We start from the raw sequence: 10956 nt of genomic DNA, 5'->3' as shown, positions 1-10956 counted from the left end.
TCTCCTAATTATGATATGGATCGCTTTGCGAAACAAAATTAATAATCTTATATCTATCTTTGATCTTCTCTTTGATCTCGTTTGCGTCGATGTTTTCTGCTATTTCGACGCTTATTTCAAACGTATCTCCGCTAAGATCATTTGCTTCGTTTAGCGAGATTGTAGCTAAATTTATATCAAGTCTAGCAAGATATGTTAAAAATTCAGCCAACGCACCTTTTCTGTTTTCTAAATTTAATAAAATTTTATACCTATGCGGGGCATTTCTCGTCCATTTGACAAAGATGATCTCATCGCCTTTATCCATTAGCTTGCCAGCACGCTCGCAAAGCTTGTGATGCACCGTCACGGTGTGACCATTTTTAAAGCCAACTATACTATCGCCCCTTTTTGGATTACAACAATAATCAAACTCGACATTTGAAATTTTGTGGTTTGAGTAGATCACTATATTTTCAAATTTTTGCTTTTTGATCTGGTACTTGTCGCCCAAAGAGATCATAAATGGACGCTCTTTTCTGATGTATTTTTTAAGCATATTTGCCACTTCTTGCAGATACTCGCTATCGGTTGCTGCACGAAAGACCTTTTTGCCTAAATTTTCACTCTCTACCCACTCTAAAATTCTATCTTTTGAGACGTTAAATACTGATTTTAAGATATCTATCGCCATTTTGTAGTTTATATCTCTTATCTTTTGCTTACAAAATGACCTTATCGTCGCCTTTGCCTTGCCTGTTCGCACGCTATTTATCCACGAACAGCGAAATTTAGCCTCTTCGCCAGTTACTATCCTAACGATGTCGCCATTTTTTAGCTCTGTTAGAAGTGGCATTCTAACGCGGTTTATATAAGCTTCTTTTGCGTAAAGTCCGATCTCTGAGTGTATCTCATAAGCATAATCAAGCGCCGTTGCACCTCGTGGCAAAGTAAAGACCTCGCCCTTTGGAGAATAAACTGCGATATCTTCGATATAAAGGCTATCTTTTGCATATTCATATAGCTCTTCGACATTGCTCTCGTTCTCGCTATTTTGCATGCTGATGTCATTTAGCCAGTCAAGCTTTGGATTGAGTAAGCTACCCTCGCCGTTTTTATATTTCCAGTGAGCAGCGACGCCGTATTCAGCGGTTTTATGCATATCATAAGTGCGAACTTGCGCCTCAAATATGCTTTTGTTATCAAAAATGGTTGTGTGTATCGTTTGATAGCCATTTTGCTTTGGAAGCGCGATATAGTCTTTAAATCTTGAGATGAGAGGATTAAAATTTATATGCAAATTTCCAAGTGCAAGGTAGCAATCAAGCGGCTTTTGCACGATGATCCTAATGGCAAGCAAGTCAAGCACCTCTTCGATAGAAATGCCCTTTCTTTGCATCTTTAGATAGATCGAGTAGTAGTGTTTTATGCGTTTTTGTATCTCAAAAGTGCCTTCAATAAAGCCATTTTCAAGCAAAATCTGACTTACCTTTTCGTGAAAAGCATTTAGTTTTAAGCTAAGTTGCTGCTTATTTTTGTTTAGGTAGCTATCGATCTTTGCGTATTCTTCTGGCATCGCGTATTTAAAGCTTAGATCTTCAAGCATGTTTTTGATCGATGAAATTCCCAGCCTATGAGCGATCGGAGCATAGACCATAAGCGTCTCTTCGGCTATGCGTTTTTGCTTTTCAGGCCTTAGCGCCTCAAGAGTTAGCATGTTGTGAAGTCTGTCGCAAAGCTTTACGACAAGGACTCTGACGTCTTCTATAGAGATTAAGAGCATCTTTCTAAAAGTTAGCGCTGAGCTTGCTAGTTTTTCGTTGCTATCTGAGCTTGCGAGCTTGTTTTCTCTAATGGCAACTATCTTTGTAAGCCCCTCAACCAGCTTTGCCACCTCATCGCCAAATTCAGCCTGAAGCTCACCTAACGTTACATCGGTATCTTCGACCACATCATGAAGAAGTGCAGCTATGACCATGCTCTCATCGCCGCCCATATTTGCTACGATAGAGGCTACTAAGATGGGGTGGATGGCGTATGGTTCGCCACTTTTGCGGTATTGTCCAGCGTGAGATGTGACGCAGCTATCTACGGCTTTGTCTAAAATTTCACTTCTCTCACAAAGAGAAAAGAGCAGTTTTATCGCTTCAGAAACGTTTTTACAAGCTAAAATTTGCTCTATCAACTGCTCTAAAAAAAGACTATTTTCCTTCAACTATTGCCTCTAAGCCTATTTTGCCCTCAGCCACTTCAAGTAGTGCGATGTCGGCAAATTTCATCTTTGAAGTATCAGCATCGACTAAAGCTATTGCACCATTTGCTAGCGCTTCTGCGCGCTTTGCAACGATAAGTGAAAGCTTATATCTGTCATCTCCTACTTGTTTTAGTGCTCTTGCTGTGATTTGTTCTGTTCTCATTTTTATCCTTTTTGAAATTTATTTTACAACTGAGTATAGGGCTGCTTCTTCTTCATTTATTATTTTTAATAAATTTCCAGCCTTAAACATATTACAAACTAAGATCGGCAGTGCGTTGTCCTTTGCCAAAGCTATGGCAGTATCGTCCATAACCTTGATATCATCGCTCATCGCCTTTTCATAGTTTAGTGATTTTAAAAGTTTTGCATCCTTGAATTTTTTTGGGTCTTTGTCAAAAACGCCATCAACTTTTGTCGCTTTTATGATCATATCTGAGCCGATCTCGATAGCTCTTAGCGTGGCTGCTGTATCTGTTGTGAAGAATGGATTGCCCGTGCCTGCTGCAAAGATAACAACTCTGCCCTTTTCTAAATGACGCTGCGCACGTCCCACGATAAACGTCTCACAGATCGCTTCCATCTTGATCGCGCTTTGCACTCTTACTTCAAGCCCGCTTCTCTCAAGCGCTTCACGCATCGCGATCGAGTTGATAACGGTTGCTAGCATGCCCATGTGATCGCCGCTCGTTCGTTTGATGATACCGTCTTTTGCAGCACTCACGCCGCGCACTATGTTACCACCGCCGATGACGATGCCAACTTCGATTCCATTGTCGATGAGCTCTTTTATCTCGCTTGCTATAAATTTAAGTACAGCTGTGTCTATACCAAAACCATTTTCCCCAGCCAAGGCCTCGCCTGAAAATTTGACCAATACGCGTTTTCTCTTACTCATTGTCATGCTCCTTGAAATTCACGCATTTTAGCCAAAAAGGCTTTAAATTTAGCTAATAACGCTTACAAAGTGACTATTTTGAGATCATTTCAAGCGGGTCGATATGGTAGTTTCTTTGCGTTACTTCAAAGGTTAGATCGTTCCTTACCCTACCTATAACATAGCCTTTTTGCACGACTGAGCCGACCTTTACAGTTGGCGCGATCTGGCTTAGGTGGGCGTAGATCGTGTGGATGCCGTTTTCGTTTTCGATGATGACGACATTTTCAAGCATCGGAGTTGCTTTTGCAAAGACGACCTTGCCATTTAGCACGCTTTTAACCTTCGCATCTGGCGTGCTTGAGCGAAGTATGACTGATTCGTTGAAAATTTTGATGTTATATATCGGATCTACGTAGTTGCCAAATTTTTGCTTTACAGAGTAGCTATCAAGCGGAGCGATCGTCCTTGCACCTGAGTATCTTTTAACCGAGCTTGTCTGATAGCCCCCACCCATTGGCTGGCTCTTTTCGCCCTTTTTGCCACCTTTGCTAGCTGCTCTTTCTTGCTTTTCTCTAGCTGCTCTGGCTGCTTCATCCTCTTGCTTTTGCATGATAGCAAGCTGCTCAAGTGTCTTTCTTAGCTCGTCTTGTTGGGCTTGAAGCTTGGCTAGCTTTTTGCTGTAAATTTCTTTATCACGTTTTAGCCCGTTTATTGTATTTTTCTGCGTGCTCTCTAGGCTTTGTAGATCATTTTGCTTGCGCCTATAGTTTTTTATGCTTGAGTTTATCTCGTTTATCTTACTTGATTTATTTTTTATCTTTTCTATCGTGTCTTCGTAGTTCTCACTAAGCCTTTTAAAGTCCTCTTTTGCTATGGCGTTTAGCTTGGTTAAAATTTGCAACGAGATGATGCTCTCTTCGCTTTGTTTGCCCTCGCTTGCTGACATCATAAGATCAAATGAGAGATCTTCTGCGATGATCCTTATCATATTTTGCTCTAGCTCTTTTTGGGTGCGCTCTAGCTCTTTGTTTTGCTTTGTTAGATCATCAAGCTCAAGAAGCGCTTTTGAAGCATTTGTCTCAAGAACTGAAATTTGACCTTTTAAATTTGTGATATCGCCGCTTATGCCGCGCAGTTTTTTCTCGCCATTTACGATATCTCCAGCCAAGTCATCAAGCTTTTTACTAAGCTGCTCGCTCATAGCCTGCGTCGATCTTAGCGAGTTTTTGGAGTCTTTTATCTTCTCTTTAGTATTTGATGCAAAAGCTAGACTAAATGCTAGCAAAAGTGTAAAAATTCCTTTTTTCATATCGTGCTTTTTCTAGCCTTACTCATCACTAAACTAACAGCAAAAATGCTTAAAACCACAGCCACGCCAAATAAGATAAAAATATCTCTTGAAAGATCAAGGCTAGGCAAGACTACATCGATGCTTGCGGCATTTTCTCTAAAAATTTCAATACTAGGCAAGAAAAAGAAAAACGCGCCAACAACAATGGTCGCAACTATGCTATCAACCATGGCTGATTTATAAAGCATGGCTGATTTTAGCCAAAATGGCGCGCCAAAAAGCGTCATGATCTCGATGCGCTCTCTATGCTCAAATAGCCAAATTTTAGTCTGTTTAAGCATAAGCATAAGCCCAACGACGCAAAGTATCGCCATAAATGCATAAGATATGCTTTTGGCTAAATTTAGCATCTTAAAGACCTTATCATGGGTCTTTGAAAATGTCTCAACCTTGCTTATACCATCAAATTTCAAAAGCTTTTGCTTTATCTCCTCCATATACTCTGGCGATGGAAATTCGCTAAGTCTTAGCGAGTAAAATTTAGGCAAGGCATTTTGAAGGATGGATAAATTTTTAGCCGAGATGTCGTTTGATAGGCGGTCTATGATCTTTTGCGGGCTTAGTGGTTCGACACTTGCTAGCGTGCTAACCACTGGCTTTAGCACTGGCTCGCTTAGCTCTTTGTTTGAGACCACCACGATGTTGTAGTCATTTCCCATAAGCCTCTCATACTCTCTTACGATCTTGTCCGCTGTGAGGCTAAACTGCACTGAAAATAAAAGTGCAATTAACGGCAGGATAAATCCAAGGTGGTTTTTAAGCGATCTCATGCACGCCTCCATTTTCTATGACGAAGTGGCGGTATGGGATGCGAAGCGTTGATGGGATGTGGTGTGTAACCACGACAACGCTTGTGCCTAGAAATTCTCTGGCTGATTTTAGAAGCGACCAGATGACGTCGCTTGAGTATTCGTCTAAATTTCCCGTTGGCTCGTCACATAAGAGCAAATTTGGATTATGCGCGAGTGCTCTTGCCATGGCAACCCTTTGCTGTTCGCCGCCACTTAGCTCGCGAGGGTATTTATCGGCTTTGTGAAGCATATTTACATGTTTTAAAAGTTTAGCCACCTGCTTTTTGCTCACATTTTGATTGACGCCTTTGATGATGAGTGGCAGCATGACGTTTTTTTCGACATTCCATTCATTTATCAAGCGATAGTTTTGAAATATAATGCCAACTCGCTGCCTAAGTTCGCAAAGTCTTTTGTCATCGATATCGTCCATTTGCGTCATGCAGACATTTAGCTCGCCAGCTAGAGGCGAAATTTCTCCGTAAAATGACTTTAAAAGCGTGCTTTTTCCGCTTCCACTCTTGCCTGTGATAAAGACAAAGTCATTTGCGTAGATGTCTAAATTTACGCTATTGATCACAACCTCGTTGCGCTCATAAGCTAGGCTTAAATTTCTTGCGCTAATTATCTCTTGCATCAGCCAAATACTCCTTCAAAAGCTCGTGTGCTGCTAAATTTTCACGTATTAAGATCGGTTTTTTTATAAAATATTCGCTTTTTTCATCGCTTATTTTGATGAAACATTGCTCTGGTTTGTTAAACGCTCCAAAGGCGACTTTTAGCAAAATTTCACCCTCGTTTATGGTATAAATTTCTTCAAAATGTAAAAAATAATCCTCTTTTTTTATGATGAAATTTTTGAAATTTTTAATGATATTTTTTACGCTTGTCTTTTCTTTAAAGCTAAAATCCCCAGCCAAAACGCTCTCATCGCTTTTAACTTCACAAGTATAAATGACATCGTAAATGTCCTTATCTTGGCGTCTCCAGCGGTCTTCATACTTGCTAGTTACTTCTAAATTTCTATTTTTAAAAGCCTCTATCTTTGAGTTTGTAGGCTCTAAAAATTTACTCAAACTAAAGTCGCAATACTCATTACTATCAGTCCTTAGCTCAAATTTACCGCCAAGCTTTAGTATCCTCTCGCACTCAAGCGCAAACGCCGATGAGACCACGCGTCTATGCTCAGCCTTATCCCACGGCACTGGAAAGTGTAAAAATACTTTATCAACCAAATTTGATCCAACAAGCGAGAGTAAGAGCCTTGCGTCGGTATTTATCAGACGCACGTTTTCTAGGGCATTTGCCCTAGCTAGCTTTGCTACTTGCTCGATGCTTGGTTTATAGACCTCTATGCCGATAACTAGGGCATTTGGGTTGTTTTTAGCCTGATAGAGCAAGTGTCTGCCAGAGCCAAAGCCGATCTCGATAAAAATCTCTTTAAATTTATCTTTTAGCTCACAAAAAGCTGACACAAACTCTTCAAGGCTTAAAATTTCGCTCACTTTTTTGGTCAAATTTGTCTTTTTTACAGCAAATGCTTGACTGATGATACCGTTACAACTTTGCTCTTTAAAAAGCTCCAGTGCCTCTTGCAAAAGTCCGACTTTAGCAGGCTTTGTAAGCTTTTCTCCCTTTACGACGACGCCAGTTTTACCAGGCTTTACGACTAGAAAAAAACCTTCATCTTCATTTTTTGTGTAGATGAGCCTCTCGTTTCGGCCATTTGCCTGCCAAAGGAATTTGATCTTATCGTTACCAAATGGAAACGAGAGCTCTTTTAAGGACGAAGCGATGAAATTTGGCATTATTTTATGCTAACTTCTGCTTTTGATGACTTATCAGAGGCGATGCCGTATTCATCGACTGCTACGACGCTGTAAGAGTAGCTAGCACCCGCTTGGACGCTGTCATCTCTAAGCCCAGTATCACTTATACCGCTAAAGACTTTCTCGCTAGCACCACTTCTATAAACTGTATATGAGCTAGCTCTATCAACTGCGCTCCAGCTTACATTTACGCCGCTACCATCGTAGCTAGCGCTTATGCTTGGAGTTTTTGGTGCGCCAAGTGTGCTACCAACGATCGGCTCATCTTGTTTTAAGCTCTCAAGACCGTCTTTATCAACAGCTGTCACTCTATAATACCTTGTCGCCGCGTTTGTATTTATGAGGTCCTCATAGGTGTTGCTAGTCGTTTTTGCTAGGTATGTGTAAGGCAAAATTTTACTTGTCGTTCTATAAACCTTAAAATAAGCAAAATCCTCAGCCGGTGCGTAATCCCACGTTAAGATGATCTTTTTTGGTGCATTTTTGGTCGCTTGGACATTTGTTACTGATTTAGGGTAACTCCTTTGTTGTGGCGCTTATGTTTTGGCTTGGTTTTGAGATGACGCCAGAAGAAGTTTTAACTAAGATCCTATACTCATAAGACCTGCCAGGTTTTACCTCAGTGTCGATATACTCGGCGTTTAGTCTGCCATTTACCTCTGCGATCTGGCTAAATTTATTAGCTCCTGCATCGCTTCTTTGGATGATGTAGCTTGCTACTGTGCTATCAGGATGTGGTCTCCAGATCACTTTTACACGGCCTGGAAGCCCTGTGATAGCTTGCGCAAATGGTACAGACTCAAGCAGTGGCTTAGTTGTCGCAGTTGCGATCGCACCTGGTTGAGAGATGGCGTTACTTGAGTAGGTTCTCATTTGGTATGAGTAAGTCGTCTCTGGAGCTAGGTCGCGATCTACGTAGTGCGTAGCAAAGCGGTCTTTTATGTTTGCAACTAGTTGCATTTTTGAGTTTGCATCGTTTGGATTTGAGCGGTAAAGGTAGTAGCCAACGACGCTCTCATCGGTCACTGGGTTCCACTCGAAGCCAACTTCTGTCATATCTGAAATGGTTTTTAAGCTTGTAATCGTTGGTAGTGACGTGCTTTGCTGGGTCGGTACGCTAGAGCCGCATCCCGCTAAGAAAGCTACTAAAAATGGTGTCAATATGCGTAGGGCAAATTTTTTCATCAAAAATCTCCTTGGGAATTTTTTTATAAATTATTTGGTTAAAGTCATCATACGTTTTTGCGGTAAATTCTACCCTTTTGCCAGTTCGCGGATGGATAAAATAGAGCATATAAGCGTGAAGCATAACCCTGCTTATTTTATCGCCTTGGCTCTTAAATCCGTATAAATCATCGCCTAAAATGTGGCGATTTATGCTAGCAAGATGCACTCTTATCTGGTGCGTCCTGCCTGTAAAAAGCTTTGCCGCTATCAAATTTACTCCGCCTTCACTTAGCAAATTTACAAAGGCGCTTTTTGCAAATTTAGCGTCCGCTACGATCGCTTTTTTTAGGCGGTTGTTTGGATTTCTGCCGATTGGCTTATCGATGACGACGTCCTCTTTTAGGGGCAAGTCGGTGAGCGCTAGATAAATTCGCCCCATGCTCTTATCGCTTAGCTGCTCGCTTAGTTTTGCGTGGGCGAAGTTGTTTTTAGCAACGACGATAGCGCCACTCGTGCCCTTATCTAGGCGGTGGACGATGCCAGCTCTTACGTCGCCGTTTAAATTTGAGAGCATAAAGCCCTTTTTGTTTAGCCACTCAACAAGTGTCGCCTCTTTGACGCTTGGGGCTTGGTGAACGACGATTTGCGGGGGCTTGTTTAGCACTATGAGATCGTCGTCCTCGTAGATGATCGGGATGTCAAAATTTACTTCGTATTCGTTTTGCACCTCTTTTTTTGGGGCAAAATTTACGCAAATTTCATCATTTTCGCTCAGTAAAAAGCTTGGTTTTGAGACTGGTTTTAAATTTACGCTTACAAGGGAGTCTTTTATCAAATTTAAAGCTTGATTACGTGAAATTTGAAGCTCTTTGGCCACTGCAACGTCTAGTCTTGAGCTATTTAAAACATTAAATTTAACCAAAATAAAAGCCTTGTTTGTGATATAATCTAGCCCAAAAATTAAGGTTTGCTTCTTGATAAAACTAGATCGGCGTATTTTAACACATTTTGATTTTATTCAGCCGTTTTTGATCATCCCAATCATAGCCATCTCATACATCTTAGTCTCCGAAGCAAACGACATTTTGGCAAACAAACAGCTTGTATATTTTGGTATAGGATTTGTCTCATTTTGCATCGCATTTTTGCTGCCTATTAGACGCATTGACTGGATCATCCCGATGTTTTACTGGGTCTGCATCGTGCTGCTTTTAAGCGTTGATATATTTGGCGTTAGTAAGCTTGGAGCTAGGCGCTGGCTTGAAATTCCTTTCGTTCACTTCACGCTTCAGCCCTCAGAGCTCATGAAGCCAGCCTTTTTGCTGATGCTAGCCTATCTAGTTAAGCAGCGCCCGCCAGAGGTCGATGGGTATGGGCTAAAAGACTTTTTAAGGCTTAGTTTTTACATACTTTTGCCATTTGCGCTCATCATGAAAGAGCCTGATCTTGGCACCGCGCTCATACTTTTAATAGTTGGCTACACCATCCTTTTTGTCATCGGCATAAATAAGAAAATTTGGATCTGCATCATCCTTGCCATAGGATTTTTGGCGCCAGTTTTATATGAAAATTTGCATGATTATCAAAAAAAGAGGATCCACGACTTCATCGCCGAAGAGCCAAGCTATCACGTCAAGCAAAGTATCATCGCCATAGGTAGCGGCGGGCTAAAAGGCAAGCCAAAGGACGAGGCGACGCAAACGCACTTTAAATTTTTGCCAATCGCCACAAGTGACTTCATCTTTGCCTACAATATCGAGCGTTTTGGCTTTTACGGGGCGCTTCTTTTGCTGGGGCTTTATGGAGCGCTTATAACGCACCTACTTAGCCTAAACTACGGGCTTAAGAATGATTATTTCACGCAGGTGACCGCCACTGGCATAGCCGCGCTCATCTTTGTCTACGTGGGGGTAAATGTTTCGATGACGATCGGTTTTGCGCCGGTTGTGGGCGTGCCGCTGCCGTTTTTTAGCTACGGCGGAAGCAGCTTCGTCACCTTCATGGTACTTTTTGGGATACTGCAAAATCTGCTAACATTTAGGTTTGATCAAACCTACCGCTCGGTGAAATTTAAATTTTAAAATTTATCTCATCTTTTTTATATTTTCTAAGCAGCTCATTTATCTGGTTTTGAAATTTACCCCACCTTGCTTCGCCACCGTGTTTTGCGAAGAGTCTTTTGGCATGAGAGATCAAAATTTCACCTTTATCTTTTATCAAAAGATATTCATAGAGCTGATTTATCGCTGCAAGGCCGTTTTGTTCGAGCATTAGCTCTATTAAATTTGCTTCAGAGTTAGTTTGCTCAAAAAATTTAAAAACAAAGCCAAGGTCGTTTGCCACATTTTCATAAATTTTAGCCACGTCACTATCTGGCTCTAGCTCGTAGTATGCAGCAGCTGTGCGAGTGATTTCATTTGCTCTAGCTCTAAAGTGGCACTCATACTCTTTTGGCTTGCTAAGCGCTTCTTTGCCAAGAGTAGCCTCTATAAAAGGGGTGTAAATGCCGCAATTTATATAAAATCTCGTGCGCTCTGAGCTATTGCCGCTGCTTTTTTGAAAATTTACAACATAGATAAAATTTGGAGTATTTTTGTAGAAATTTAAAGCGCTCTTGCTAAAGCCATTATCCTTAAATAGCGGCTTTAGCAGAGCGATAAGCTCGTCAAATTTCTCTTTCATAAATTTAACGCGCCAGATGTATG

Annotated in this window: 12 protein-coding genes; 1 reads left to right on the top strand and 11 read right to left on the bottom strand. The window is 41.2% G+C overall.

The genetic code is table 11. The features are described from left to right. Positions 1–4: 4 nt before the first annotated feature. The 10 genes from CYP05_RS03505 to CYP05_RS03460 all read right to left on the bottom strand — a co-directional run bounded on the left by CYP05_RS03505 (position 5) and on the right by CYP05_RS03460 (position 9173). On the bottom strand, positions 5–2194 hold the full coding sequence (locus CYP05_RS03505; protein ID WP_103642011.1) for a RelA/SpoT family protein: 2190 nt from the start codon (positions 2192–2194) through the stop codon (positions 5–7). Next, the gene (locus tag CYP05_RS03500; RefSeq protein WP_004317259.1) at positions 2181–2396 is read right to left on the bottom strand and encodes a DNA-directed RNA polymerase subunit omega; all 216 of its coding nucleotides are present in this window, start codon (positions 2394–2396) and stop codon (positions 2181–2183) included. The genes CYP05_RS03505 and CYP05_RS03500 overlap by 14 nt, the downstream gene beginning before the upstream one ends. 18 nt (positions 2397–2414) lie before the next feature. Next, positions 2415–3131 carry a UMP kinase gene (gene pyrH, locus CYP05_RS03495; protein ID WP_103596963.1) on the bottom strand — a complete coding sequence of 239 codons (717 nt, stop codon included), beginning with the start codon at positions 3129–3131 and terminating at the stop codon, positions 2415–2417. Between the two features lie 73 nt (positions 3132–3204). Beyond that, complete coding sequence (locus CYP05_RS03490; RefSeq protein WP_103642010.1) at positions 3205–4422, bottom strand: murein hydrolase activator EnvC family protein; 1218 nt, start codon at positions 4420–4422, stop codon at positions 3205–3207. Then, positions 4419–5234 (bottom strand): cell division protein FtsX, encoded by an 816-nt coding sequence (locus tag CYP05_RS03485; protein ID WP_004317184.1) that lies wholly within the window; start codon positions 5232–5234, stop codon positions 4419–4421. The genes CYP05_RS03490 and CYP05_RS03485 overlap by 4 nt, the downstream gene beginning before the upstream one ends. Next, positions 5221–5892, bottom strand: coding sequence for a cell division ATP-binding protein FtsE (locus CYP05_RS03480; protein WP_004317228.1), 672 nt, complete (start codon positions 5890–5892; stop codon positions 5221–5223). Before CYP05_RS03480 ends, CYP05_RS03485 begins: the two co-directional genes overlap by 14 nt. Further along, the gene (gene trmB / locus CYP05_RS03475; protein WP_103642009.1) at positions 5876–7063 is read right to left on the bottom strand and encodes a tRNA (guanosine(46)-N7)-methyltransferase TrmB; all 1188 of its coding nucleotides are present in this window, start codon (positions 7061–7063) and stop codon (positions 5876–5878) included. Before trmB ends, CYP05_RS03480 begins: the two co-directional genes overlap by 17 nt. Continuing rightward, the gene (locus CYP05_RS03470) at positions 7063–7476 is read right to left on the bottom strand and encodes a hypothetical protein (protein WP_103581881.1); all 414 of its coding nucleotides are present in this window, start codon (positions 7474–7476) and stop codon (positions 7063–7065) included. The genes trmB and CYP05_RS03470 overlap by 1 nt, the downstream gene beginning before the upstream one ends. Positions 7477–7594: 118 nt before the next feature. After that, positions 7595–8269, bottom strand: coding sequence for a fibronectin type III domain-containing protein (locus CYP05_RS03465; RefSeq protein WP_181001161.1), 675 nt, complete (start codon positions 8267–8269; stop codon positions 7595–7597). Then, entirely contained in the window at positions 8202–9173 is a 972-nt protein-coding gene (locus CYP05_RS03460; RefSeq protein WP_103642008.1) for an RluA family pseudouridine synthase, read from the bottom strand. Before CYP05_RS03460 ends, CYP05_RS03465 begins: the two co-directional genes overlap by 68 nt. Positions 9174–9225: 52 nt before the next feature. On the opposite strand from CYP05_RS03460, the gene CYP05_RS03455 reads away from it, so the two are divergent. Then, the gene (locus tag CYP05_RS03455) at positions 9226–10332 is read left to right on the top strand and encodes an FtsW/RodA/SpoVE family cell cycle protein (RefSeq protein WP_103642007.1); all 1107 of its coding nucleotides are present in this window, start codon (positions 9226–9228) and stop codon (positions 10330–10332) included. On the opposite strand, the gene CYP05_RS03450 is transcribed toward CYP05_RS03455, so the two are convergent. Further along, positions 10322–10933 carry a DUF4304 domain-containing protein gene (locus CYP05_RS03450; RefSeq protein WP_103642006.1) on the bottom strand — a complete coding sequence of 204 codons (612 nt, stop codon included), beginning with the start codon at positions 10931–10933 and terminating at the stop codon, positions 10322–10324. The genes CYP05_RS03455 and CYP05_RS03450 overlap by 11 nt on opposite strands. Between the last annotated feature and the right edge of the window lie 23 nt (positions 10934–10956).

It is taken from the genome of Campylobacter concisus, from assembly GCF_002913545.1.
Taxonomy (GTDB): Bacteria; Campylobacterota; Campylobacteria; order Campylobacterales; family Campylobacteraceae; genus Campylobacter_A; species Campylobacter_A concisus_AV.
Note: the sequence above shows the minus strand (reverse complement) of the source record. Positions and strands in the feature narration are given on the sequence as shown.

Bases quoted from the DNA above. Each gene is read 5' to 3' on its own strand.
- CYP05_RS03450 (WP_103642006.1), bottom strand. From the start codon at position 10,933: ATGAAAGAGAAATTTGACGAGCTTATCGCTCTGCTAAAGCCGCTATTT.
- pyrH (WP_103596963.1), bottom strand. From the start codon at position 3,131: ATGAGTAAGAGAAAACGCGTATTGGTCAAATTTTCAGGCGAGGCCTTG.
- trmB (WP_103642009.1), bottom strand. From the start codon at position 7,063: ATGCCAAATTTCATCGCTTCGTCCTTAAAAGAGCTCTCGTTTCCATTT.
- CYP05_RS03485 (WP_004317184.1), bottom strand. From the start codon at position 5,234: ATGAGATCGCTTAAAAACCACCTTGGATTTATCCTGCCGTTAATTGCA.
- CYP05_RS03500 (WP_004317259.1), bottom strand. From the start codon at position 2,396: ATGAGAACAGAACAAATCACAGCAAGAGCACTAAAACAAGTAGGAGAT.
- CYP05_RS03490 (WP_103642010.1), bottom strand. From the start codon at position 4,422: ATGAAAAAAGGAATTTTTACACTTTTGCTAGCATTTAGTCTAGCTTTT.
- CYP05_RS03465 (WP_181001161.1), bottom strand. From the start codon at position 8,269: ATGAAAAAATTTGCCCTACGCATATTGACACCATTTTTAGTAGCTTTC.
- CYP05_RS03480 (WP_004317228.1), bottom strand. From the start codon at position 5,892: ATGCAAGAGATAATTAGCGCAAGAAATTTAAGCCTAGCTTATGAGCGC.